Raw genomic sequence first — 24799 nt, 5'->3', positions numbered from 1 at the left:
AAATCAATACCATGTATACCTGATATTTCTTATATGAATGAAGGAATCAAACAAGAGATGTCAGCCCGACAAGGCTGAGCAGATACGCGGGAAGCCCCGGCTAATCGGTCTTAACAGGCAGTCTGACGGTAAAGGTCGAGCCTTCGCCGGGTTTACTTTTTACCAGTATTTCGCCGCCGTGCTCCTGCACCATGCCATGGGAAATCGACAATCCCAGGCCCGTGCCTTCCCCAACCGGCTTGGTGGTAAAAAACGGGGTAAACAGGTAGCGCATGTTCTCTTCGCTGATGCCGTGGCCGTTATCGCTGACCGCAACCTCAATCCAGCCATCCACCAGCCGGCTGCTGATACGGATCAGACCATTTTCCGGTACGGCCTGATTGGCATTGGCGATCAGGTTGGTAAACACCTGATTGAGCTTGCCAAAATAGCCCTGAATAACCGGTAGCTCACCATAATCAACATCGACCTGCGCATGGTATTTGGTCTGATTATTAAGAATATTCAGCGCCCCACGCAGGCAGTCATTCACATCCACCGGCGCTTTTTCACCATCATCCTGGCGGATAAAGGATTTCAGATCGGCCACAATCTGCTTTACCCGCTCCAGCCCTTCAATGGTTTCCAGTGCCAGACTCTGATAATCACTGAGCAGGTAGGCAATATCATATTGTAATAAGGCATTACGCCAGCCATCACGCAGAGATTCGGCAGTGTCGCCTTTAGCGATGATACCGTCCATATGATGCAGAAAGCGCTGTATATCCTGCAGACCTTCCACCAGACTGGAAAAATTGCTGTAGATATAGCCCAGTGGATTATTAATTTCATGGGCGACCCCGGCGGCCAGGACGCCAAGCGAAGCCATTTTTTCTGATTGCACAACAATCTGCTGCTGCTCCTGCAAATTGCGGTTTACTTCTTTCAGCTGTTCATTGGTCAGAAAGAGTTCACGCGAACGGTCTTCCAACAATTGCTCCGCTTGTTTACGCAGCTGTTTCTCCCGCAGGTAGGCTTTTTCGTAATCCATCTCAGACATCGCGACCATTACCTCTCCAGCTTAATGTGCAGACTGCAACAATCTGCGCCCCGGTGCATACAAGGATCATGCTGCAGCTGATATTTCTCGCCAAAATGCTCGGCACTGCCGGCGATCAGGCCTTCTGCCAGCCGGCAAAGCTTACGCGGAGAGCGATAATTCATCGTGACTTCGTCACTGCTGCCACCTTCATAGGTGAAACTGGGCAGGGCCGCATCCGGATAGAGTTTCCTCACCTCGACATGCACGATGCGGTCAACCGATATCAGGAAATCAATCAGGCCACTGGCGTTATCGAAAAATCCCGGAAAGCACTTGTAGAACTCTTTCACCATGAACTCACCAAAGCTGAACACCAGCTCATCGGCAGGTTTACCCGTTACCTCGCTGGCTGCAGCAACCAGTTTCAGTAACTCCTCGTCCGGATAGGTCTGGGTTGAGATATACAGCCCATCAGCACCGGCCTTATCGAGTAGCGCATTCCAGCCAGCAAGGCCGAACTGCTCCTCGACCATGTCACGCAGGATGTCAAAAACCACACCTTTCATCGGAAGTCTTCCCGTAACAGACCAGTTTGACTTCAGTTTAGCCAATCAATCTCCGGTCACTCAGATCTACCTTCCGGCTGTCAGAAGAAAAGTATCTTAATAATGTGGTTTTAAGACCGTCTTGTACGCGAATGCATCAGACAAACTCAGCGGCTGCCACTGCACTTGACCAGGCCCACTGGAAGTTAAACCCGCCCAGATGACCGGTGACATCCACCACCTCGCCAATAAAGAACAAGCCCGGGAAGCGTTGCGCTTCCATGGTTTTGGATGACAACTCAGCGGTATCGACCCCGCCCAGTGCCACCTCGGCGGTGCGGTAACCTTCGGTTCCGGCCGGTTTAACCTGCCACTGATGCAGCCCCTGAGCAATGGCATCCATATCGGCACCGGACAGCTGAGCCAGCGTGCTTTGTTGCCAGACAGAGGATGCCAGCCAGTACTCGGCAAACTTCTGTGTGGTCAGCTCCGCCAGCCAGTTTTTCAGCGTCAGCTTTGGCCGCTCATGCTGCAACTGGCGCAGCAGCGCTGCCACATCCTGTTCAGGCAGCAGATTAATCATCAGGCTCTGTCCCGCCTGCCAATAAGACGAAATCTGCAGCATGGCCGGGCCGCTGAGACCCCGGTGGGTAAACAGCATATCGTCGCGGAAAACCTGGCCCGCGCACTCCACCTCTATATTAAGTGCCGTGCCGGACAATGCCTCACTCAGCTGCTTGTTATGATCGGTCAGGGTAAAAGGCACCAGACCCGCCCGCGGCGGATATACCTTAAGACCAAACTGCTGCGCCAGTTCATAGCCAAAGCCTGTCGCTCCCAACGTTGGAATTGACGGCCCGCCGGTTGCAACCACCAGCGACTCACAGCCAAGCAAGCGACTGCCCGCCTTCATCTGATAACGACAGCCTGACTGATCGCTCTGAGCAATATCACTGGCTGCGGTGTCCAGCCAGATCTGCACGCCCTGCTGCTCACACTCGCTGAGCAGCATATTGAGGATGTCCGATGCTTTGTTATCGCAGAACAGCTGGCCGTCTTTCTTTTCGTGATAGGCAATACCATGGGATTCCACCAACGCAATAAAATCCCACTGGGTATAACGTTTCAGCGCCGACTTACAGAAATGCGGGTTATGGCTGAGGTATTTATCCGGGGCGACAAAGTAATTGGTAAAATTACAACGCCCACCACCCGACATCAGAATTTTCTTACCCGCTTTATTGGCATGATCAACAATCAGTACCGAACGGCCACGGGCAGCCGCTTGTGCAGCACACATTAATCCGGCGGCACCGGCGCCAATGACGATAACATCAAATTTCTGTAGCATTTCGGTCATAAAATTATTCAACGCGCCGCGGTCTGTGGACAGGGCGCTATTATGCCACCGAATCCAATAATAAAGAGTAGTTGCGCTATGGAGTTGTTTGATCGTCAGGGCTTACTGCAGGCCACCGGCCTGACACCGCGTAAACTGGAATTTCTGCTGCGCCTGCTGAAAGGTCCGACACTGAACCGTATCTACAATCAGCTGGACGAAAAACAGGGCATCGATATGATTGAAAATGCCCTGCACCACCTGAAAATCCATCTGGATTACGACCCTGCAGCCCTTGATGCGGCCATTCCTGCAGAAGGGCCTTTTGTTACCGTGTCCAACCACCCCTTTGGCTTTCTTGATGGCGTTATTCTGCTGTTGGTGATTGGCCGGAAGCGCCCCGAATTCCGTGCGGTTGCTAATTTCTTGCTGAGCTATTTTGCACCGATTTCCGACCTGTTTATCACCGTAAACCCATTTGAAAATTCAGGCCCGAAAGGCATGGGCGGTATGCGTAAATCTCTGGCTCAGCTGGAACGTGGTGAAGGGCTGGGGCTGTTCCCCGCCGGAGAAGTGTCTACCTGGTATAAAGGCCAATCCGGTGTTTATGACCGCCCCTGGTCAATTTCCAGCATGCGCCTGATCCGCAAAGCCGAAGTGCCGGTCATCCCGATTTACTTTCATGGTCATAACAGCCGCAGTTTTCATATGCTGGGAAAAGTGCACCCTGCGCTGCGCACGCTGCGGATTCCGGCAGAATTCCTGAAGAAACAAAACTCAACGATTCAGATGGGAATTGGTGAACGGATAGAATGGCAGGAACTGGCACAGCTGGAAAGCAATGAGGCCATGCGCGATCTTCTGCGTCGCCGCACCTACGAACAGGCGATTAAATTCCGCCGTTAAGTGCGCATTAAATCCGTTTGTTCAGTCCTGCAGCAGGGCTTTTACCGGTGCATAACTGCGCCGGTGAATTTCGCAGGGACCAAGCGCCTGTAAGGCTTCCATATGCGCGGCGGTGCCATAACCTTTGTGTTTGGCAAAACCGTACCCCGGATATTGTTTATCCAGTTCCAGCATTTCCCGGTCGCGCTGAACTTTAGCCAGTACCGAGGCCGCGGAAATCGCCGTTACCAGACTGTCGCCTTTAATGATGGTGGTTACTTCGAGCGGGGTTTGCGGCGCTTTATTACCGTCCACCAGCGCGTGCTGGCAAGGCAATTTAAGGCCGTCAATCGCGCGGCTCATTGCCAGCATACGCGCATTAAGAATATTCAGCCGGTCAATCTCTTCTACCGTGGCACGGGCAATACAATAATCGAGCGCTTTTTCACGGATTTCATCGAATAATTTTTCACGCTTTTTTTCCGTGAGTTTTTTCGAATCGTTCAGCCCTTCGATCGGATTTTCCGGATCAAGAATGACAGCCGCAGCCATAACGTCACCGCATAAAGGGCCGGCGCCGGCTTCATCCACACCGCAATAAGGAATGCCCTGCTCGAACAGGGAGGCTTCGATCTCAGTCTGAAAAGCAGTGGCTTTTTCAGTCGTAATAGCGTCAGTCATTATCGCTGCAGCAAAGCGCTGATCGCATCCGCCGCTTCATCATCGGCATTACGCTTCAGCTGGCGGTGAATAAACAGAAAAGTTTCATGCAGCTGATGCATGGCGTCAGAATCTTCCAGACGCACCAGCAGTGCTTCAGACAGATTTTCAGACGTAGCCTCGTGCTGAATAAACTCCGGTACTAATTCGCGTCCGGCCAGTAAATTAGGCAGCGAAATATAAGGCTGAGTGACCAGCTTTTTCAGAATTTTATACGTCAGTGGCGCCACGATATAACTCACCACCATTGGCTTTTTCAGCAGCATGGCTTCGAGAGTCGCTGTACCGGACGCCAGTAAAATAGTATCGGCAGCGGCCATACAGGTATGCGACTGACCCAGCACCACTTTAACCGGCAGGCTGGCCGGATAGGCGGCGAGCATAGCTTCAATCTGATTGCGGCGCTCGACCGAGGCGGCCGGAATAATAAATTGCAGGTCGTTGCGCTTCAGCAACATGCGTTCAGCAGTCTGCAGAAACAAAGCTCCCAGACGTTCGACCTCACCACTGCGACTGCCGGGCATCAGACAAACCACCGGACGTTTGCTATCCAGCCCAAGCGTTTCCCGGGCCGGAGCGACCGGTGTTTCAAACGGGATTTTATCTGCCAGATGATGGCCGACAAATTTCACCGGCACCTGATGTTCTTCATAGAACCGGGCTTCAAACGGAAACAGCGTCAGCATCAGATCGACGGCTTTGGCGATTTTAAACACGCGCTTTTCCCGCCAGGCCCAGACCGAAGGACTGACGTAATGCGCGGTTTTAATACCCGCTGCACGTAATTTCTGTTCCAGAGTGAGATTAAAATCCGGGGCATCGATGCCGATAAAGACATCCGGCGGATTTTTCTTCCAGTATTTGACCAGATCACGGCGGACCTTCAGCAGCTCGAATAAGCGCCCGAGAACTTCCACCAGCCCCATTACCGCCAGACGTTCCATCGGTACAAAACTGTGGAAACCATGAGCCTGCATCAACGGGCCGCCAATACCTTCAAACTGGGCATCGGGGTAGCGGGCTTTAAGAGATTTAATCAGGCCTGCGCCGAGCATATCGCCCGACGTCTCACCGGCAACAATAGCAATACGCATAATTATCGGATAATGCCCCGTGACGCAGCCTGCAGACTGTCAACCAATAAGCGCACGCCATCGTCCTGCCCGGCCAGAGGTACCAGTTCTTCCAGTGCCTCAGCCAGAGTCAGCCCCTGACGGTAAAGAATCTTATAAGCATTGCGGATCAGCATAATGCTTTCTTTGCTGAAACCACGGCGTTTCAGGCCTTCACTGTTAATGCCATGCGGAGTCGCCGGATAACCCAGCGCCATCACATAAGCAGGAATATCTTTTAACACCACAGTACCGGCGCCACACATAGAGTGTGCGCCGATCAGGCAAAACTGATGCACCTGCGTAGCACCGCCCAGAATCGCCCAATCACCAATTTTTACATGGCCGGCAACGTTGGTGTCGTTGGCCAGAATGCAGTTATCACCAATAATGGCATCGTGTGCGACATGTACATTCACCATAAACAGGTTATTACTGCCGACGATGGTGGTGCCATTATCCTGCACTGTTCCGCGGTGGAAAGTGCAGGCCTCACGGATCACATTGTTATCACCAATCACCAGAGTGGTTGGCTCTCCGGCATATTTCTTGTCCTGGCACTCTTCACCAATGCTGGAGAACTGAAATATGCGGTTATTCTTCCCAATAGTCGTTGGCCCGCGAACAATCACATGCGGGCCAATAACTGTACCTTCGCCGATTTCTACATCCGGACCGATAATGGAAAAAGGCCCTATTTCCACGTTTGCCGCAATACGGGCACCGGGATCAACGATGGCTCTCGGGTCTATCATGCTTGCTCCAGCTCTCTCTCTGCACAGGTGATTTCTGCCGCACAGACCACGTTATTATCAACCAGTGCACGGCAATCGAATTTCCAGATACCACGACGGCCACTCATAAAGCGGGCTTCGAGACATACCTGATCACCCGGCACAATCGGGCGCTTGAAGCGCACATGATCGGCACCAGCAAAATAATACAGTGTTGTCGGCTTACGTTTATCGCCCAGCATGGTCAGCCCCAACAATCCTGCTGTCTGGGCCATAGCTTCCAGCGTTAATACGCCGGGCATGATTGGGTGTCCGGGAAAATGGCCATTAAAGAACTCTTCATTAATGGTGACATTTTTAATGACCCGGATATTGGCGCCGTCCTCGGCGTCCAGATTCACTTCCTTAATTCGGTCAACTAACAGGAACGGATAACGATGTGGCAAAAATTCCTGTATCTCTTGAATAGTGTGCGCTGGCATCAAGCTTTACCTTCGTGACTTTTTTCTAACTGTTGCAGCCGTTTGGCCATAGAATCCAGTTGTCGGAAGCGAGTTGCACTGCGACGCCATTCATTCAGCGGCATCTGTGCAGTCCCGGTCGCATATGCCCCTGACTCGGTGATCGATTTACTGATCGTGGTCATAGCAGCCACATGTACGCCATCAGCAAGGGTCAGATGCCCGGCGATACCAGCACCACCAGAAACCGTACAGTGTTTTCCGATAGTAGTACTGCCGGCAACACCTACATTGGCCGCCATTGCGCTTCCCTCACCCAGACGCACGTTGTGGCCAATCTGAATAAGGTTGTCGAGAATGACGTTATCTTCGATGACGGTATCGGCCAAGGCACCACGGTCAACACAGGTATTGGCGCCGATGTCGACGTCATTACCGATACGAACCCCGCCGAGCTGGGCAATTTTATGCCAGCGGCCTTTGTCCGGCGCAAAGCCGAAACCATCCGCACCAATCACTGCACCGGAATGTATCTGCACCCGATCACCCAGCACCACATCGTGGTACAGCGTAACGTTAGCGCGCAGCAGACAATCACGGCCCAGCACACAGTGGTCGCCGATCACGGTATTGGCGCCGATTTCACAACCGTCACCAATCACACAATGTTCACCGATCACCACATTGGCAGCGATACTGACATCCGCCCCCAGAGTTGCACTGGCAGCCACCACCACAGAGGGGTGGACGCCACGCACTGGTTGCGGACGGTTATCAAACATCTGGGTCACAAGCGCAAAGCTCAGGTAAGGATTGGCCACAATCAGAGCAGCGCCTTTTACCTCTGCCGCTTCTTTGGCACCAACGATTACCGCTCCTGCATTACTGTCTGACAGCTGGCGGCGGTAACTGGCATTGGCCAGGAAACTGACATCGGTCGCGGTCGCATCTTTCAGGGTATTCACCCCACGAATGACCGTATCGGCATCACCAATCAATTCGGCTCCCAGTCGCTGAGCCAGTTCACCTAAGCTTAATTGCATCATCATGTCCCGAAATCGCTTACTTGGCGTTCAAGCGTTCCAACAACAACTTGGTCAGATCCGTCTTTGGTGATGAGTAAATCACCGCACCGGACTGAAGCACCACATCATAACCGCCCTCATCGATGATTGCTTTAAGCAACTTTTCAAGTTGAGGCAACTGTGTTTGGAAAAATTCGCGCTTCCATTTCTGTTCCAGCTGTTGCAGCTTACGGCCATAGAATTTGTATTCTGTTGACTTCTGTTCGTAGTCATTGGCCAATTTGCGACGCTCATCATCGCTCATTACGTCACCGTCTTTCTCGGTTTTTTCTTTCAGCGCCAACAGGTCTGTTTCCAGACCTTTCAGCTTTTCAATATCGGTTTTGTTATCGGCTTCGAACTGCTTAATCGAAACTTTTGCTGCATCCGACAGGAACAGTGCACGCTCCATATCGACAACGCCTACTTTACCTGCCTCTGCTGTTGCAACCTGAACACACAGTGCCGCCATTACCGCAATAAACCAACGCATCCCAGACTCCTTATTTATTTGTCGTTATACAATCAGAAAACCTGTCCCAGCGAGAACTCGAATCCTTCTGTACGGTCACCGCGTTTTTCGTTCAGCGGTACCGAATAGGTAAAGGTCAGAGGTCCGATCGCTGTAATCCAGGTCAGCCCTACCCCGGTGCTCAAACGCATCTCAGCCAGATCAATCCCCTCATTACAATAAGGGTGTTTGGTGAGTGTCGGAACATCAGCATCATAAGGCACATAGCATTCACTGGTGAATGCATTTCCCGCATCGAAGAACAGAACACTGCGTACCGAGCGGCGATCTTCAATAAAAGGCAGCGGGAAAATCAGCTCGAAACTGGCTTCAGCCAGGACATTACCGCCCAGAGCACGTTCACTTTCGAGATAGTAAGGCGCGGTGACAACGGAGCCATCGCTGTTGGTTTCGTATTTCGGCTTATATTGATTGCTGTTGCTGACCAGTACCGCCGCACCATCTTCGTCGGTTTTATACACCACGGTTGGCGCGGAGGTGTCCACCACCGGACGACCCAGCTCATCGGTTTCATACACGACATTACCATCAGCATCGGTCTGTACCACACTGACCGGTGCATATTCAGGCAGACCTTTAGGCCCGAGACTGTTGGAGCGGTAACCACGCACCGAACCAATACCACCGGAACGGAAGTTTTTGAAGAACGGCAGGCGCTCAAGATCGCCGAAGCCATCGCCGTAACCCAGATCGGTACGCAGACGCAGCGCCCATTCTTCAGCAATCGGGAAGTAATAGTTAGCGGTGTAACCCAGTTTAAAGTACGTCAGGTCACTGCCCGGCACGGAAACGTCTGCAGACAATTTATGCTCGGTACCTGCCGTTGGGAACAGACCACGGTTCAGGTTGTTATAACGCCAGTTCAGGCCCAGCGTGTATTCATCAAAGTTGTCACCTTCTTTCTCCAGAAAGTCGACAATTTCCGCCGGCACCGTGGTGCCTTCAAATATTTCGGTATTGGCAAAACCAACAGAGAACGACAAACGCTGACGGCTGGAAATCGGGTAGCCGAAGGTCACGTTACCGCCTTTGGTGTTGGTCTGATAATCACTGACCGTATTCAGGCTGGCATAGTCGGTTTTACGGTAGAACAGGTTAAAGCCACGGCTCACACCGTCGATGGTGTAATACGGATTCAGGTAAGAGAAGTTATACGACTGCACGGTGTTGTTTTTCTGCACACCAAGCGACATACGGTTACCGGTACCGAAGAAGTTATTCTGGCTGACACTGGCCCCCAGAATCATGCCGCTGCCACCGGCGTAACCGATATTGAAGTTCAGACTGCCACTGAGTTGTTCTTCAACGTTGTAATTCACGTCAATCAGATCGTCGGAGCCCGGAACCGCTGGTGTTTCAACGTTTACGGTTTTGAAGAAGCCCAACTGATTCAGACGGTTTTTACCGGCATCAATTTTATCGGTCGAGGCCCAGCCACCTTCCATTTGCAGCATTTCACGGCGCAGCACTTCGTCTTTGGTGCCTTCGTTACCGGTAAAATTAATGCGGCGAACATACGTACGCTTACCCGGCTCAACAAAGAAGGTCAGATCGACGGTTTTATCTTCGTCATGAATTTTCGGAATGCCATCAACCTTGGCAAAGGTGTAACCATCGTTGCCCAGACGCTTAGACATCAGGTCGCTGGAATAAGTGACTAACTGACGGGAAAAGGTATCGCCCGTTTTAATCAGCTGCAGGCGGGTAAACTCAGCTTCATCCAGCACCAGGTTACCGGCCATTTTGATGTCTTTCACCGAATACACATCGCCCTCAGTGAGGTTAACGGTGATATAAACCCCTTCTTTATCCGGGGATACCGATACCTGAGTGGATTCGATGTTAAAGCGGATATAACCACGGTCGAGATAATAAGAGCGCAGTTTTTCCAGATCGCCGGATAATTTCTCACGGCTGTATTTGTTGTCGCTGGAATACCAGGACCAGAAATTACTGGTCTGCAGCTGGAATTGTTTCAGCAGTTCGTCATCGCTGAACGCTTCGTTGCCGACAATATTGATATGTTCGATGGTGGCGACGCTGCCCTCTTCGACATGAATTTTCAGCGACACACGGTTGCGCGGCAGACGCACAACTTCGGTTTCAATACCGGCATCATAACGGCCCTGCGCCACATACTGACGTTCCAGTTCCAGCGAGATGCGTTCCAGCGTAGAACGTTTGAATACCAGGCCTTCCGCCAGCCCCGACTGCTTCAGACCATCCAGCAGCATTTCCGTCTGAATGGCTTTGTTACCGTCAATTTCGATACCGGTAATAGTCGGCAGCTCAACCACCTGTACGATCAGGATATTGCCATCACGCAGCAGCTGCACATCATTAAATAAGCCGGATTTAAATAAGCGCTTGGAGGCCGTGACCAGACGGGCAGAATCCACCTGATCGCCCACATTGACAGGAAAAGCTTCGAATACCGTACCGGCAGATACCCGCTGCAGACCTTCAAGACGGATATCTTCAACGACAAAGGATTCGGCGCGGACGATGGACGACAGTAACCCCAGAAAAAGCGTAAACAGCAAAGAACGCATGTAAATAGTTATCCAAGCAACTCGGCAATCAACTACAGCCGACTTATATCGTTGTAAAAAGCAACCAGCATCAGGCTTAACAGCAGGAATAAACCGAACTGCACGGCAATGATCTGAACACGTTCTGGCAGAGGTCTGCCGCGTACTACCTCAACGAGGTAAAACAGGATATGCCCGCCGTCCAGCATGGGCACCGGCAATAAATTCAGTACTCCGAGAGAAATACTCAACAATGCCAAAAATCCGATAAAGGCTTCCAGCCCTCCCGAAGCCGAAGCGCCGGCTACTTTAGCAATGGTGATAGGCCCGCTCAAGTTCTTTACCGACACATCACCCAGTACCATCTTCCACAGGGAATCGAGGGTAAAGACAATCAGATCGCTGGTTTTGTTCACACTCAGCCACAAACCCTGCACAACACCGGCATGGCTGGTTCGCATCCAGTCTTCAGGAATCTCTGGCGCGACCACTCCGGCGCCGACAAAACCGATAACGGAGCCATCGTCCAGTGTCTTACTGCCAGGCGTCAGGGTAAGGTCAACCAGTGCCCCCTTACGCTCCAGCGTCAGCTGCAGAGAGACTCCGGGCGCAGCACGGACATGCTCAACCCAGCCATACCAGTCGGCAACAGGGTTGCCATTGATCGCAACCACATGGTCCCCAGCCTGAATACCCGCCGCTGCGGCAGCACCGCCAGGCTGAACCTCACCGACCACCGCCGGTACATCCAGCCGGCGTGGTTCAATACCCAGCCCGGCTAACGGGTCCGGTACTTCCTGATCGGTCAGCCAGTCATTCAGTTGCAGCAGCGCCGAACGGCGACTGCCATCGCTACCTTCCAGAGTCAGACGAACATCGGCGTCCTCACCCAGAAAACCCACCAGCTGCCAGCTGACTTCCTGCCAGGTCGTGGTTTCGTGATCATTAATAGCAACGATTTCATCGCCACTGCGCACCCCGGCCACCGCCGCTACCGAGTCTTCTGCCACAGCACCCACCACGGGTACAAAGCCGCTGGTACCGGAAACAAACAGCAGCCAGTAAGCCAGCAGGGCGAAAATAAAATTGGCAACCGGGCCCGCCGAAGCAATGGCAATGCGCGCCCATGGCGACTTACGGTTAAAAGCCTGGTCAAGCAGGTGCTCGGGCACCGGGGCTTCGCGCTCATCCAGCATTTTCACATAGCCGCCCAGCGGGATAGGAGCAATGGCAAATTCAGTACCCTGCTTATCGGTAAACGACCAGAAGGGCTTACCGAAACCGACCGAAAAGCGCAGCACCTGCACGCCGCAACGGCGTGCTACCCAAAAGTGGCCAAATTCATGAATCACCACCAGCAGACTGATGGCGATAATAAAATACAGTAACGTCACGCGTTCACTCTCCCGTTAGCGGCATCCAGCTGTGCGCCTGCACAGTCACGTGCCCACTGATCCGCGGCCATCACATCAGCCAGATGCTGAATCGGCTGCACATCATGCCGGGCCATAACCCGGGCGATCAGGGTTGGAATAAAACTGAACGGAATTTGTTCCCGCAGGAAAGCCTCGACGGCGATTTCGTTGGCGGCATTCAGTACCGCAGGCATAGTGCCACCGGCGCTGAACGCTTCTTTTGCCAGTCGCAGACAGGGAAAGGTTTCTTCGTCCGGCGGGGTAAAATCAAGGCGGGCGATACTGAACAGGTCCAGCGACTGCACGCCCGCATCAATACGCTCAGGCCAGGCCAGGCCATAAGCGATCGGCGTACGCATATCCGGCTGCCCCAACTGGGCAATGACCGAACCGTCACAGTACTGCACCATAGAATGGATAACACTCTGCGGATGCACCACCACCTGCACATCATCGGGCACACAGTTAAATAAGAAACAGGCTTCGATCAGCTCCAGCCCTTTATTCATCAGGGTGGCGGAATCGACGGAGATCTTCTGCCCCATCGACCAGTTAGGATGAGCCACCGCCTGCGCTGGTGTAACGTTTTCCAGTTCTGCGGCCGTGCAGCCGCGGAAAGGTCCACCGGAGGCCGTCAGCAGAATTTTACGGATACCGTGAGCGCTGAAGTCACCGCCATAGTTGTGCGGCAGAGCCTGAAAAATCGCGTTGTGTTCACTGTCGATCGGCAACAGCGTGGCACCACCGGCACGCACCGCCTGCATAAACAGCGGACCGGCCATGACCAGACTTTCTTTGTTGGCCAGCAGCACCCGCTTACCGGCTTCGGCCGCGGCCAGTGTTGGCAGCAACCCGGCTGCACCAACGATGGCGGCCATGACCTGATCAACTTCTTCGGCTTCAGCAACCTCCAGCAGCGCACGGGTTCCGCTCAGAACCGTGGTCTCGCAGCCACAGTTCAGCTGCGCCTGAAGACGCCGGGCAGCGTCACTGTCTGCCATCACGGCATAGCGGGGAGAGAATTCGCGTACCAGTGCCGCCATTTCATCGGCACGGGTAGCGGCGGTAAGCGCAAAAACCTGATAGCGCTCAGGGTGGCGCCGAATGACGTCCAGGGTGCTCTGACCAATCGAGCCAGTGGCACCCAGCACGGTAATCTGGCTTGTCATCCAGCCAGACCCCAGTCAAGAATCAGCATAAAGAAGGCAAATACAGGAACGGCCGCTGCCATGCTGTCAATGCGGTCCAGTACGCCGCCGTGACCCGGCAACAGGGAGGAACTGTCTTTGATACCACGGTGGCGTTTCATCATACTTTCCACCAGATCCCCCAGCACAGAAATCACCATGGTGATAACGGTGATGGCCAGCAGACGCCAGGCATCGTGCAGATCCATCGGCTGCACCCAGGTATGGACGCAGGCACCGAATATCAGCGCGACCAGCAGAGTGGTTACCAGACCACCCCAGAAACCGGCCCAGGATTTACCCGGACTGACATGCGGCGCCAGCTTGGTATTGCCCCACTTTTTACCGGCAAAGTAAGCACCGGTATCAGCACCCCAGACAATCAGCATCACGTAGACAATCAGCAACGAGCTGTGTGGCTGGGTTTTCAGGTGCATAAACCCCACCCACATAGGAACCAGTACACAGAGGCCCAGCAGTGCCCGGACAGGACGCGCCGCCCACAGATCGGTACCTCCCGGATAGCGCTTCACCAGCGCAAAGGCAACCACCCACCAGGCAGTACCAACCGCCAGATAACCAATCAGGTATTGCGGGTGCATTTTCAGAACCCGGGCACTGATATAGAGGCACACAAACACTACCAGCGCATAGGCAACACGGCTCCAGTTACGCTGGTAACCGGCAATATTTGCCCATTCCCAGGCGCCAATGGTGGCGATAGCTGCGATGAAAATAGCGAATTCTTTCAGCGGCAGAAAAAAAATGCCGATGATCATCAGGGGGGCCAGCACCAGCGCTGTCAGTACGCGTTCCTTAAACACCTTGTTTCACTTCCTCTAACTGGTCGTCCGTGCGGCCAAACCGTCTTGTCCGGTCTGCAAACGCAGCCAACGCTTTTTGATATTCTTCTTCTTTGAAGTCGGGCCAGAAGGCATCGGAAAAGTAATATTCCGAATAAGCAGTCTGCCACAGCATAAAGTTGCTGATGCGCTGCTCACCTCCGGTACGGATCAACAAATCCGGTGCCGGTAAGTCACTCAGCCAGGTATAACGATGAAAGAGTTGTTCGTCGATATCCTGTGGCTGTAATTTTCCATCCTGCACATCCTGTGCAATACGCTGTGCGGCCTGGGCAATATCCCACTGCCCACCATAATTGGCTGCAATCACCAGAGTCATTGCGTCGTTATTGGCGGTCAGTTTTTCCGCATCGGCAATCAGCTGCTGAATTTTGCTGGAAAATCCCTGCAGATCCCCCATTACCCGCAAGCGGATATTGTTGCGATGCAGTTTTCTGACTTCCCGCTCCAGTGCCACCACAAACAGCTGCATCAGCGCGCTGACTTCATTCGCCGGTCGCCGCCAGTTTTCACTGCTGAAGGCAAACAGCGTCAGCACTTCAACACCGGCACGTGCCGAGGTTTCCACCACGGCACGTACGGCATCGACGCCAGCTTTGTGGCCAGCCACTCCGGGCATAAAACGGCGCTTAGCCCAGCGGTTGTTGCCATCCATAATAATGGCAACATGGCGCGGCACCTGGCCCTGAACGGCCTGCGTATCATCAATACTGGTTGACATAAAATTTGCCGGTTTATACCTGCATCAGGTCTTTTTCTTTGGTTGCCAGTGCGGCATCCACGTCGGCAATAAACTTGTCGGTCAGTTTCTGAATCTGATCGTCGCTGCCACGCAGTTCGTCTTCAGAAATCAGTTTTTCTTTCAGCAGGTCTTTGGCTTTACCGTTGGCATCGCGACGGATATTGCGGATCGCAACACGGCCTTTTTCGGCTTCAGCGCGGGCCTGCTTAATGTAGGTTTTACGGGTTTCTTCGGTCAGTGCCGGCATTGGCAGACGAATGGTGTCACCGTTGGTCGCCGGATTCAGACCTAGGTCGGATTTCAGAATGGCGCGCTCAATCTGTGGCACCAGGTTCTTTTCCCACGGGTTGATCGCCAGGCTGCGGCCATCTTCAACAATGATGTTAGCAACCTGAGAAATCGCAGTCGGCGTACCGTAGTAGTCGACCATTACACCGTCCAGAATGGCCGGGTTAGCACGGCCGGTACGGATCTTTTTAAAAGACTCCAGCATCGCCTGCAGACTTTTATCCATGCGCTCTTCGGCGTCTTTTTTAATATCGTTAACCATCGTTATTTTTCCTCACTCACGATCAGGGTGCCGTCATCGCCACCTGTCATCAGGCGGGCCAGCACTCCGGGCTCATTCATATCATAAACACGCAGTGGCATGTTATGGTCACGGGCAAGACAGATCGCGGTTAAATCCATAACACCCAGCTGTTTTTCCAACACTTCCTGATAGGTCAGGCAGTCGTATTTTTCGGCATTCGGGTCTTTCTTCGGGTCGGCAGTATACACACCATCGACGTTGGTTGCCTTCAGAACAACATCGGCATTAATTTCGATACCACGCAGACAGGCTGCGGAGTCGGTGGTGAAGAACGGGTTACCGGTACCGGCAGAGAAAATCACCACATCACCACCTTCCAGCGCGCGGATGGCACTGCGGCGATCGTAGTGGTCAACCACGCCACTCATCGGGATGGCCGACATAACGCGGGTCGGCATATTGGCACGCTCCAGAGCATCGCGCATGGCCAGCGCGTTCATAACCGTTGCCAGCATGCCCATATGATCTCCGGCAACACGGTCGAGTCCGGCTTCGCTCAGCGCTTTACCGCGGAACAGGTTGCCGCCGCCAATCACCAGACCGATCTGTACACCAATACCACGCAGCTGGCCGATCTCAAGTGCCATGCGGTCGAGTACTTTGGGATCGATACCAAAATCCAGCTCGCCCATCAGGGCCTCACCACTGAGTTTCAGCAGAATGCGTTTGTACTTGGGACTTTTTTGCTCGGCCATGGAGATCTCCAGATAGATAATAAACTCGGCAACAGGCAGACCCGCCTGACTGTTGCGTTACGGGATGGGCACCCCGCCCTGCGGCACAAACCGCCGCTGATACTTGGCGTATCAACAGACACCAGACAACCGCGTTAGTTGCCTGACGTCAAATACAAATATGCCGGGCGAGCCCGGCATATCATAGGGTATTCAACCGCTGGTTATCCTACCCCGTGCTTACAATCAGCCTTTCAGCTGCGCAGCAACTTCAGCAGCGAAGTCTACTTTCTCAACTTCGATACCTTCACCTACTTCCAGACGCAGGAAGGAAACAACGTCAGCACCAGCTGCTTTAGCCAGCTGAGCGATAGTCTGCTCCGGGTTCTTAACGAACGGCTGATCCAGCAGGCTGTTTTCTTTCAGGAACTTGTTGATACGGCCAACCATCATTTTTTCGACGATTTCGTCTGGCTTACCAGCCATATCTGGCTGAGCCTTGATGATTTCTTTTTCTTTCTCAACAACTTCAGCAGGCATATCTTCTGCGCGCACAACACGTGGGTTAGCAGCAGTTACATGCATTGCGATGTCTTTAGCCAGTTCTTCATCACCAGCGGTCAGGGCAACGATACAGCCCACTTTACCGTTAGAGTGCAGGTAAGCACCCAGAACCGGAGCTTCCAGAACAGACGGACGACGTACAGTGATGTTTTCACCGATTTTCTGAACCAGAGCCATACGGGCTTCTTCCAGTTCACCTTCCATCAGTTTGGCAACGTCAGTTTCTTTGGTAGCAACCAGTTTGGCCAGAACAGTGTCAGCAAAAGCAGAGAAGTTTGCATCGCCGGCAGCGAAGTCAGTTTCAGAGTTAACTTCAACAACGAAAGCAACGCCATCTTTAACTTCGATACGCAGTTTACCTTCAGCAGCAGCACGGTCTGCTTTTTTAGCTGCTTTCAGACCAGAGTTTTTACGCAGATTTTCAATCGCCAGATCGATATCACCGTCGGTTTCAGTCAGTGCTTTTTTGCACTCCATCATGCCCAGACCGGTACGTTCGCGCAGTTCTTTAACCTGAGCAGCAGAAATATTTGCCATGTGTGTAATCCTCTATCAGTTAACTTGTCAGTAAATTGCACCTAAAAAAAAGGGGGCAAGCCCCCTTTTTCCGAGCGTCTGAGATTACTCAGCTGCTTCCTGTGCCGGCGCTTCTTCTGCTACTTCGACGAATTCGTCTGCAGCCACACCATTTTGCTGCTTGCCTTCCAGTACGGCGTCTGCGATTGCAGAAGCGTAGATCTGGATAGCACGGATAGCATCGTCGTTACCTGGGATAACGTAATCGATACCGTCAGGGTTAGAGTTGGTATCAACCACACCAATAACCGGGATACCCAGTTTGTTGGCTTCCTGAACAGCGATACGCTCATGGTCAACGTCGATCACGAACAGTACGTCCGGCAGACCGCCCATTTCCTTGATACCACCGATAGAACGCTCCAGCTTCTCCATTTCACGGGTACGCATCAGAGCTTCTTTTTTGGTCAGCTGTTCGAAAGTACCATCGTTTTGTTGCGCTTCGAGGTCACGCAGACGCTTGATAGACTGACGGATGGTTTTGTAGTTGGTCAGCATACCGCCTAACCAGCGGTGTGCGACGAAAGGCATGCTGGAACGCTCAGCCTGCTCTTTCATGATCTTACCTGCAGCGCGCTTGGTACCAACAAACAGAACTTTGTTGTTACGGGCAGCCATAGACTCAACCAGTTTCAGCGCGTCGTTCAGCGCAGGAACGGTGTGCTCCAGGTTGATGATATGAATTTTGTTGCGGGCGCCGAAAATGTACTTGCCCATTTTCGGGTTCCAGTAACGGGTCTGGTGACCGAAGTGTACGCCTGCTTTCAGCAGGTCACGCATGCTTACTTGTGCCATGATAACTACCTTAATAAGTTGGGTTAGGCCTCCACGTACCCATCTCTCCGACCCTTGCCATCTCTGGCCGGGCACCCCGGATCAACGTTGTGATACGTGTGTGTCATTTACATGGAACGGATCAGTCCGTTTCACGGCGATTTTTTCGCGGGCGCTTTATACCACTTTTACCCAGCCAACGCCAGCACAAAACAGCCTGACGACGGCCTCCGCCACGTAATCCGGAACGCCCCGGCCGCCGCTGAGCATCACAAACGACAGGCGCAATTTCTGATTAAAGCTAACTATGAAGACCATTGGTTCAATACCGTGGCCACAACCAGTACAATGGCGTCCTAAACAAGTCTGATGAACAGGTAAACAACTCCCCATGAGTGTCATCATCAAGTCCGCTGAGGACATCGAGAAAATGCGCGTTGCCGGCCGTCTGGCGGCTGAAGTTCTGGAAATGATCGGTGAATATGTAAAACCCGGCGTTTCTACCGGTGAGCTGGACCGCATCTGCCATGACTACATTGTGAATGTTCAGCAAGCCATTCCCGCACCGCTGAATTACCGCGGCTTTCCGAAGTCTATCTGCACCTCAATCAATCAGGTGATCTGCCACGGTATTCCGAGTGATGACAAGATCCTGAAGAAAGGCGACATCATTAACATCGATATCACCGTCATCAAAGATGGTTACCACGGCGACACCAGCAAGATGTTCTTTGTCGGCGAAGCCAGTCCGGCCAACCAGCGCCTGGTGGAAATTACTCAGGAGTGTCTGTACCTGGGTATCGATCTGGTCAAACCCGGCGCCCGCCTGGGGGATATTGGCCATGTGATTCAGCAGCACGCCGAAAGCAACCACTATTCAGTCGTACGCGAGTACTGCGGTCACGGCATTGGTACTGTCTTCCACGAAGATCCTCAGGTACTGCATTACGGCCGTCCGGGCACAGGTCTGGAGCTGAAAGCCGGTATGATTTTTACCATCGAGCCAATGATCAATCAGGGCACCCGTTTTAATAAGCTGATGAAAGATGGCTGGACCGTGGTCACCAAAGACCGCAAGCCGTCTGCTCAGTGGGAGCACACCATTCTGGTAACGGAAACCGGCGCAGAAGTGCTGACCCGTCGTCAGGAAGAAACCCGGTTCGGACAATAATCCATGGATGCTGTGGCGCCTGCGTTACCGTCGATCGACTCGCAGCAGTTACTGGCTGATCTGCAGGCTGCGGTTTCTCCGCTGCCGGTGGTCAAGCCAGTCCTGAAGCGTATTCAGGAAGAAGCCCACGCTTATTTCCGCGCCACGCTGGATGCCAGCACACTGGTACCGCTGCGGGCCCGGCTGATTGATCAGATACTGCAGTGTCTGTGGCAGAACAGCCGCTTACCCGCCACCGATCTCGCTCTCGTCGCGGTAGGTGGTTACGGCCGTGGTGAACTTCATCCGCATTCCGATATTGATGTACTGCTCCTCGCGCGCAATGAAGAAGCCATTAATGCCAACAGCGAGGCCCTGCAGGGCTTTATCACCCTGCTGTGGGATCTGAAGCTGGATGTTGGCCACAGCGTGCGCACGCTGGATGAATGCGTCAGCGAAGCCGAGAAAGATCTCACCATCATCACCAATATGATGGAAAGCCGCTCACTGGCTGGCGATACAGAGCTGCACCAGCTGCTGAAACAGGCGACCGCCGCCGATAAAATCTGGCCCGCTCAGGCATTCTTTAATGCCAAGTGGCAGGAAGTGCAGGCACGTCACCGCAAGCACAACGATTCGGAATACAACCTCGAACCCAATGTTAAAAACTCTCCCGGCGCATTGCGCGATATCCAGACCATTACCTGGGTAACCATGCGCCACTTTGGTCAGGGCAGCCTGCTCGCCCTGCAGGATAAAGGCTTTCTGACCCCTTTTGAGTTTGAGCGCCTGGAACGCAGCCGCCATTTTTTATGGCAGGTGCGCTACGCCCTGCATATGCTCGCCGGGCGTGAAGAAGACCGCCTGCTGTTTGACTTGCAGCGCGAAATCGCCGAATTACTCGGTTTTGCTGATGATAAAAAGTTACTGGGCGTAGAGCGCTTTATGTCACGCTTCTACCGCAACCAACTGGCAACGACCGAACTGTCCGACCTGTTACTGCTGCACTTCAACGAAGACTTTATGAAATGCGACAAGGTCAATGAGATAGAAACCCTGAATGAATATTTCGTTCTCTGTAATGGCTATCTGCAGTTAATCGATAAAGATCTGTTTAAGCGCGAGCCGGGCTGGCTGCTGCAGGTATTCCTGCTGATGGCCAAAACACCGCAAGCCAAAGGTATTCACTCCGATACCATCCGCGCCCTGCGTGATCACCGCAACCTGATTAATGACGAATACCGCACCAACGCCGGACACAATCAGATTTTTATGCAACTGATGCGTAACCGCTCACGGGTAGTCCGTGAGCTGTCACGTATGATGCGCTACGGCATTCTGGGCCGTTATATTCCGGAGTTCGGCCATATTATCGGCATGATGGAACACGACCTGTTTCATATTTATACCGTCGATGAACACAGCTTCCGCATGATGCGTTTTCTGCGTCACCTGCGCTTTGGCGATGTGCGCGAGCGCTTCCCAATCGCCTCGCGCCTGATTCATAAAGTGCAGAAAAAAGAAATTCTGTATCTGGCTGCCCTGCTGCACGATACAGGTAAAAGTATTGAAGGTGATCACACCGCCAATGGCGGCGATATTGCTGCCGCTTTCTGCCGCCAACATAATTTACGCCCGACCGACAGCCATATGGTGGCCTGGCTGTGTGCATCGCATCTGACGATGTCACAGGCGTCACAGCGTCTGGATCTGAATAATCCGGATGATATTCACCAGTTCGCGCTGGAAATGGGCGACCAGAACCACCTCGATCTGCTGTATCTGATTTCCGTTGCCGATATTGTCAGTACAAATCCGAAACTGTGGACCAGCTGGCGCGCAGAACAGATGCGTGACCTGTACCGCAATACTCAGGCTGCGCTGCGTCGCGGTCTTGGCAATCCAATTAATAAAGAAGACTGGATCGAAGAAATTCAGCAGGAAGCCATCAGCAAGCTCACCGCCAAAGGTCTGAGCGAAGAACGTATTCTGCAGATCTGGGGCGAGCCCGGTGATGATTATTTCCTGCGCGAAGGAATCGACAATATTGTCTGGCAGACACTGGAAATTCACGCCCACGGCAGCAGTAATAAACCGCTGGTTTCCATTCGTCCGACATCAGACCGTCAGTTTGAAGGCGCGACGCAGATCTTTATTTTTATGAAGGATCAGCTGAATTTATTCGCAGCCACAACCGCGACACTGGATCAGCTGAATCTGAATATTCAGGATGCCCGCATTATGACCTCCGAGCAGGAACATAATGCCGTCGACACCTACATCGTACTGGATGAAAACAACGAACCGATTGAGGACCCGCAGCGCATAGAAAAAATCCGCGCCACCCTGATCGAAGCCCTGTCACATCCGGAAGACTACTCCACCATTATTCAGCGCCGTACACCGCGTGCGCTGAAACAGTTTCAGGTTGAAACCCAGGTTTCCATGAGTAATGACCCGGTAATGCAACGTACGGTACTGGAAGTGATTGCCGCCGACCGACCGGGCTTACTGGCGCGCATGGGCGCTATCTTTGCCGAATTCGGTGCGCAGATGCAGGGCGCAAAAATTCTGACGGAAGGTGAGCGGGTATCAGATATTTTCTTTATTCTCGATGCTAATGGTCAGCCATTCTCCGATGCTGAACAATGCCACAAACTGAAAGATGCCATCATCCACGGCCTGGAAGAGCAGGTAGAGGCACAATCTGCCGTATAACTCGAAAGGTTCGGTCGAAAAATAGCGCTCTTTTTTCGACCGGACTCAGGCTAGAGTATCTCTGATAAATACATCTGAAAAAGGTGCAAGGAGATATCCGATGAACGAACGCCAACTGCAACACATTATTCCCAGCCATCCGACCTCCGATGGCGACGGTGTAAAAATCCGCCGCGTCGCCCTGTTCGATCAGCCGGTAGCCGACCCTTTTCTGATGCTCGACGAACTCTCTTCCGATAACCCGGATGATTTTATCGGTGGCTTTCCGCCACACCCGCACCGTGGTATGGAAACCCTGACCTACCTGCGTCATGGCAGCCTGGAACACCGCGATCATATGGGCAACCGTGGCATGATCAACAGCGGCGGCGCCCAATGGATGTCCGCCGGTCGCGGAGTGATTCACAGCGAAATGCCTGCCCGTGAAATGCAACAGCTGCATGGCTTCCAGCTGTGGATCAACATTCCTGCCAAAGACAAAATGCAGGCACCGAAATACCGTGATGTCAGCGTTGCAGAAATTCCGCTGATCACTCAAAGCAATGGTATGCAGGTTCGGGTGATTGCCGGTCAATGGCAGATTGAAGGCAACAACATTCAGGGGCCACTGACGGATCTCGCCGCTCATGCCGGTTATCTGGATATTGAATTACCCGCCGGCAGCTCACTCAGCTTGCCGACACCGGCAGAGCAGAATGTCGTCGCTTTTGTGTATCAGGGGCAATTACAGACACAGCCGCTGGCACCAGAAAAGTCATTACTGGTATTTGGCAAAGGTGAGCAGCTCATCCTGAATGCACAGAGTGACACAAAACTTCTGCTGTTGAGTGGCAACACGATCGGAGAAAAAATCGTTCACTACGGACCTTTCGTCATGAACAGCATCGAAGAAATTGAACAGGCTATTCAGGACTACAATGCCGGGCGCTTTGGCCGAGACTGAACGCCATCTCTCAGAAAACAGACAATAAAAAAGGGCCCCAGGGGCCCTTTTACATTCTATGCATCCGGAGATGGTTTTTTACGCTTAATAGGAGCAAAACCTTCAGAATCCATCAGTGTTCCTGTTGCTTTCGGACGACTTGGACGCGGACCCAGTTTCTTTTTCTCCGACACATTTTTCTTACTGCCTTTAGCCCCCGCACCTTTAGCCCCGGAACCTTTAGCCGCCGCTGTTTTTTTACCGGCTTTTGGCTTTTTCTTGGCTCCGGCCGCCTTGCCGGACGACTTCAGTTTTTTCGGACCGCGATAGCTGCCTTTTAATTCCGGAATTTCACGGGATTCCATCAGCTGCTGCAAATACCGCTCGATAGAAGCTTTCAGATTCCACTCATGGGCAGCAATCAGACTGATGGCCAAACCGGTTTTTCCGGCACGACCTGTACGGCCGATACGATGAACATATTCATCACCTTTACGGGCCAGATCGTAGTTAATCACCAGATCCATCCCTTCAACATCCAGACCGCGTGCTGCAACATCTGTGGCGATCAGAATGTTGCGCTTACCTTCACGCAGAGACTGCATCACATAGTTACGCTCGTCCTGGGTCATATCGCCATGCAACATAGCAATACCGTTACGGTGACGACGCAGAAATTCGTTCAGGCGCTGCACTTCAATGCGCTTATTCACAAAGATAATGGCTTTATCGTAAGTCTCATTGGCCAGCAACCACACCAGCAAGCGGTCTTTGTGGGCATTGTCATCCGCCAGAATGCGTTGCTGGCGAATATACTCATGCTGATCCTGCACAGTATGGGTGGTGATTACTTCCGGCTCACGCAGCATGGCACGGGCAATACGGCCAATACCTTCATGACGCAGAGTCGCAGACAGCATAAAGGTCTGGCGATCTTTATTGGCATGCGAAACCACCAGATTCATGTCTTCAGCAAAGCCCATGTCCAGCATGCGGTCTGCTTCATCCAGAACCAGAAACTCCAGGTCCTTAAGTTCTGCCGTGCCACGTTTAATATGGTCAACCAGACGACCCGGTGTAGAAATAATAATTTCCGGATTTTTACGCAACACAGCGGCCTGATATTTGAATTCATCACCGCCAGTCAGTAAGCCGACATTCAGATGAGTCAGATCAGCGAATTGCTGAGCCGTTTTAAAGACCTGACGGGCCAGCTCCCGCGTTGGCACCATGACCAGTGCACGGGTCGCCGCATTCGGCACCGCTGCTTTATTCAGCAAAAGCTCCATGATCGGCAACAGATAAGCCAGTGTTTTACCACTACCGGTTTCCGCACAGACCTGAACATCCTTTCCAGCCAGTGCCAAAGGAAGCATCAGCTCCTGAACTTCAGTCGGGGTAGAAATACTAAGCTGTTCCAGGCCGGTCAGCAGACGGGCGTTAAATTCGATATTGGCAAACAAGGGATTACTCTCACGTGTAAACGAAGCTGCAGTATAACAAAAGCCAGGCATCACCACCGTTTAAGTTATTGCAGGTATTTTCTTCAGACAAAGAAAAACCCCCGCCAGCTCAGCTGACGGGGGTTTAGAATAAGAGCTTGACGATGACCTACTCTCACATGGGGAAGCCCCACACTACCATCGGCGATGCTGCGTTTCACTTCTGAGTTCGGAAT

General features: G+C 52.7%; 23 protein-coding genes and 1 rRNA gene. 4 read left to right on the top strand and 20 right to left on the bottom strand.

Annotated features, from left to right (window positions below; translation table 11 throughout):
* Positions 1–100: 100 nt before the first annotated feature.
* The 3 genes from LGT44_RS09825 to LGT44_RS09815 form a co-directional block, all read right to left on the bottom strand.
* Entirely contained in the window at positions 101–1048 is a 948-nt protein-coding gene (locus tag LGT44_RS09825) for a sensor histidine kinase (RefSeq protein ID WP_145470001.1), read from the bottom strand.
* Positions 1048–1587: a heme NO-binding domain-containing protein gene (locus tag LGT44_RS09820; RefSeq protein WP_230330400.1), complete on the bottom strand. Its 540-nt coding sequence runs from the start codon at positions 1585–1587 to the stop codon at positions 1048–1050. The genes LGT44_RS09825 and LGT44_RS09820 overlap by 1 nt, the downstream gene beginning before the upstream one ends.
* 136 nt (positions 1588–1723) lie before the next feature.
* Entirely contained in the window at positions 1724–2926 is a 1203-nt protein-coding gene (locus tag LGT44_RS09815; RefSeq protein ID WP_328296346.1) for a BaiN/RdsA family NAD(P)/FAD-dependent oxidoreductase, read from the bottom strand.
* A gap of 78 nt (positions 2927–3004) precedes the next feature.
* Between LGT44_RS09815 and LGT44_RS09810 the strand changes: the two genes are divergently transcribed.
* Positions 3005–3811, top strand: a complete 807-nt coding sequence (locus LGT44_RS09810; RefSeq protein WP_186435986.1) for a lysophospholipid acyltransferase family protein — start codon at positions 3005–3007, stop codon at positions 3809–3811.
* A 21-nt stretch (positions 3812–3832) separates the two neighbouring features.
* Here the strand turns inward: LGT44_RS09810 and rnhB are convergent, their stop codons facing one another.
* From rnhB to rpsB, 15 genes are all read right to left on the bottom strand, one after another.
* Positions 3833–4471, bottom strand: a complete 639-nt coding sequence (gene rnhB, locus LGT44_RS09805; RefSeq protein ID WP_145469998.1) for a ribonuclease HII — start codon at positions 4469–4471, stop codon at positions 3833–3835.
* Positions 4471–5604 (bottom strand): lipid-A-disaccharide synthase, encoded by a 1134-nt coding sequence (gene lpxB, locus LGT44_RS09800; RefSeq protein WP_225690954.1) that lies wholly within the window; start codon positions 5602–5604, stop codon positions 4471–4473. Before lpxB ends, rnhB begins: the two co-directional genes overlap by 1 nt.
* A 2-nt stretch (positions 5605–5606) precedes the next feature.
* Positions 5607–6377 carry an acyl-ACP--UDP-N-acetylglucosamine O-acyltransferase gene (gene lpxA / locus LGT44_RS09795; RefSeq protein ID WP_145469996.1) on the bottom strand — a complete coding sequence of 257 codons (771 nt, stop codon included), beginning with the start codon at positions 6375–6377 and terminating at the stop codon, positions 5607–5609.
* The gene (gene fabZ, locus LGT44_RS09790; protein ID WP_145469995.1) at positions 6374–6838 is read right to left on the bottom strand and encodes a 3-hydroxyacyl-ACP dehydratase FabZ; all 465 of its coding nucleotides are present in this window, start codon (positions 6836–6838) and stop codon (positions 6374–6376) included. Before fabZ ends, lpxA begins: the two co-directional genes overlap by 4 nt.
* On the bottom strand, positions 6838–7860 hold the full coding sequence (lpxD, locus tag LGT44_RS09785; RefSeq protein WP_145469994.1) for a UDP-3-O-(3-hydroxymyristoyl)glucosamine N-acyltransferase: 1023 nt from the start codon (positions 7858–7860) through the stop codon (positions 6838–6840). Before lpxD ends, fabZ begins: the two co-directional genes overlap by 1 nt.
* Positions 7861–7879: 19 nt before the next feature.
* A complete protein-coding gene (locus tag LGT44_RS09780; protein WP_230330399.1) occupies positions 7880–8374 on the bottom strand; it encodes an OmpH family outer membrane protein in 495 nt (164 codons plus the stop codon).
* A gap of 32 nt (positions 8375–8406) precedes the next feature.
* Entirely contained in the window at positions 8407–10965 is a 2559-nt protein-coding gene (gene bamA / locus LGT44_RS09775) for an outer membrane protein assembly factor BamA (protein ID WP_230330398.1), read from the bottom strand.
* Positions 10966–10997: 32 nt separating this feature from the next.
* Complete coding sequence (gene rseP / locus LGT44_RS09770) at positions 10998–12338, bottom strand: RIP metalloprotease RseP (RefSeq protein WP_230330397.1); 1341 nt, start codon at positions 12336–12338, stop codon at positions 10998–11000.
* Positions 12335–13528 (bottom strand): 1-deoxy-D-xylulose-5-phosphate reductoisomerase, encoded by a 1194-nt coding sequence (gene ispC / locus LGT44_RS09765; protein ID WP_230330396.1) that lies wholly within the window; start codon positions 13526–13528, stop codon positions 12335–12337. The genes rseP and ispC overlap by 4 nt, the downstream gene beginning before the upstream one ends.
* Complete coding sequence (locus LGT44_RS09760; RefSeq protein WP_145469989.1) at positions 13525–14370, bottom strand: phosphatidate cytidylyltransferase; 846 nt, start codon at positions 14368–14370, stop codon at positions 13525–13527. The genes ispC and LGT44_RS09760 overlap by 4 nt, the downstream gene beginning before the upstream one ends.
* A complete protein-coding gene (locus LGT44_RS09755; protein WP_145469988.1) occupies positions 14363–15130 on the bottom strand; it encodes an isoprenyl transferase in 768 nt (255 codons plus the stop codon). The genes LGT44_RS09760 and LGT44_RS09755 overlap by 8 nt, the downstream gene beginning before the upstream one ends.
* A 13-nt stretch (positions 15131–15143) precedes the next feature.
* Positions 15144–15701: a ribosome recycling factor gene (frr, locus tag LGT44_RS09750; RefSeq protein WP_145469987.1), complete on the bottom strand. Its 558-nt coding sequence runs from the start codon at positions 15699–15701 to the stop codon at positions 15144–15146.
* Between the two features lie 2 nt (positions 15702–15703).
* Entirely contained in the window at positions 15704–16438 is a 735-nt protein-coding gene (pyrH, locus tag LGT44_RS09745; protein ID WP_145469986.1) for a UMP kinase, read from the bottom strand.
* Between the two features lie 225 nt (positions 16439–16663).
* Complete coding sequence (gene tsf / locus LGT44_RS09740; protein WP_145469985.1) at positions 16664–17518, bottom strand: translation elongation factor Ts; 855 nt, start codon at positions 17516–17518, stop codon at positions 16664–16666.
* Between the two features lie 84 nt (positions 17519–17602).
* On the bottom strand, positions 17603–18352 hold the full coding sequence (rpsB, locus tag LGT44_RS09735; protein WP_145469984.1) for a 30S ribosomal protein S2: 750 nt from the start codon (positions 18350–18352) through the stop codon (positions 17603–17605).
* Between the two features lie 370 nt (positions 18353–18722).
* On the opposite strand from rpsB, the gene map reads away from it, so the two are divergent.
* From map to LGT44_RS09720, 3 genes are all read left to right on the top strand, one after another.
* The gene (gene map / locus LGT44_RS09730) at positions 18723–19502 is read left to right on the top strand and encodes a type I methionyl aminopeptidase (protein WP_225690959.1); all 780 of its coding nucleotides are present in this window, start codon (positions 18723–18725) and stop codon (positions 19500–19502) included.
* Between the two features lie 3 nt (positions 19503–19505).
* The gene (gene glnD / locus LGT44_RS09725) at positions 19506–22199 is read left to right on the top strand and encodes a [protein-PII] uridylyltransferase (protein WP_230330395.1); all 2694 of its coding nucleotides are present in this window, start codon (positions 19506–19508) and stop codon (positions 22197–22199) included.
* 100 nt (positions 22200–22299) lie between these two features.
* Positions 22300–23142, top strand: coding sequence for a pirin family protein (locus LGT44_RS09720; RefSeq protein WP_230330394.1), 843 nt, complete (start codon positions 22300–22302; stop codon positions 23140–23142).
* A 56-nt stretch (positions 23143–23198) separates the two neighbouring features.
* Here the strand turns inward: LGT44_RS09720 and LGT44_RS09715 are convergent, their stop codons facing one another.
* A complete protein-coding gene (locus tag LGT44_RS09715; RefSeq protein WP_230330393.1) occupies positions 23199–24584 on the bottom strand; it encodes a DEAD/DEAH box helicase in 1386 nt (461 codons plus the stop codon).
* A gap of 135 nt (positions 24585–24719) precedes the next feature.
* Positions 24720–24799 (bottom strand): 5S ribosomal RNA (gene rrf / locus LGT44_RS20325); the annotation flags it as partial.

The organism is Thalassolituus alkanivorans (assembly GCF_020447205.1).
GTDB classification, from domain to species: domain Bacteria; phylum Pseudomonadota; class Gammaproteobacteria; order Pseudomonadales; family Oceanobacteraceae; genus Venatoribacter; species Venatoribacter alkanivorans.
Note: the sequence above shows the minus strand (reverse complement) of the source record. Positions and strands in the feature narration are given on the sequence as shown.

Bases quoted from the DNA above. Each gene is read 5' to 3' on its own strand.
- glnD (WP_230330395.1), top strand. From the start codon at position 19,506: ATGGATGCTGTGGCGCCTGCGTTACCGTCGATCGACTCGCAGCAGTTA.
- LGT44_RS09755 (WP_145469988.1), bottom strand. From the start codon at position 15,130: ATGTCAACCAGTATTGATGATACGCAGGCCGTTCAGGGCCAGGTGCCG.
- fabZ (WP_145469995.1), bottom strand. From the start codon at position 6,838: ATGCCAGCGCACACTATTCAAGAGATACAGGAATTTTTGCCACATCGT.
- rnhB (WP_145469998.1), bottom strand. From the start codon at position 4,471: ATGACTGACGCTATTACGACTGAAAAAGCCACTGCTTTTCAGACTGAG.
- lpxD (WP_145469994.1), bottom strand. From the start codon at position 7,860: ATGCAATTAAGCTTAGGTGAACTGGCTCAGCGACTGGGAGCCGAATTG.
- frr (WP_145469987.1), bottom strand. From the start codon at position 15,701: ATGGTTAACGATATTAAAAAAGACGCCGAAGAGCGCATGGATAAAAGT.
- lpxB (WP_225690954.1), bottom strand. From the start codon at position 5,604: ATGCGTATTGCTATTGTTGCCGGTGAGACGTCGGGCGATATGCTCGGC.
- pyrH (WP_145469986.1), bottom strand. From the start codon at position 16,438: ATGGCCGAGCAAAAAAGTCCCAAGTACAAACGCATTCTGCTGAAACTC.
- LGT44_RS09780 (WP_230330399.1), bottom strand. From the start codon at position 8,374: ATGCGTTGGTTTATTGCGGTAATGGCGGCACTGTGTGTTCAGGTTGCA.
- LGT44_RS09720 (WP_230330394.1), top strand. From the start codon at position 22,300: ATGAACGAACGCCAACTGCAACACATTATTCCCAGCCATCCGACCTCC.
- LGT44_RS09820 (WP_230330400.1), bottom strand. From the start codon at position 1,587: ATGAAAGGTGTGGTTTTTGACATCCTGCGTGACATGGTCGAGGAGCAG.
- bamA (WP_230330398.1), bottom strand. From the start codon at position 10,965: ATGCGTTCTTTGCTGTTTACGCTTTTTCTGGGGTTACTGTCGTCCATC.
- tsf (WP_145469985.1), bottom strand. From the start codon at position 17,518: ATGGCAAATATTTCTGCTGCTCAGGTTAAAGAACTGCGCGAACGTACC.
- lpxA (WP_145469996.1), bottom strand. From the start codon at position 6,377: ATGATAGACCCGAGAGCCATCGTTGATCCCGGTGCCCGTATTGCGGCA.
- ispC (WP_230330396.1), bottom strand. From the start codon at position 13,528: ATGACAAGCCAGATTACCGTGCTGGGTGCCACTGGCTCGATTGGTCAG.
- LGT44_RS09815 (WP_328296346.1), bottom strand. From the start codon at position 2,926: ATGACCGAAATGCTACAGAAATTTGATGTTATCGTCATTGGCGCCGGT.
- LGT44_RS09825 (WP_145470001.1), bottom strand. From the start codon at position 1,048: ATGGTCGCGATGTCTGAGATGGATTACGAAAAAGCCTACCTGCGGGAG.
- map (WP_225690959.1), top strand. From the start codon at position 18,723: ATGAGTGTCATCATCAAGTCCGCTGAGGACATCGAGAAAATGCGCGTT.
- rpsB (WP_145469984.1), bottom strand. From the start codon at position 18,352: ATGGCACAAGTAAGCATGCGTGACCTGCTGAAAGCAGGCGTACACTTC.
- LGT44_RS09810 (WP_186435986.1), top strand. From the start codon at position 3,005: ATGGAGTTGTTTGATCGTCAGGGCTTACTGCAGGCCACCGGCCTGACA.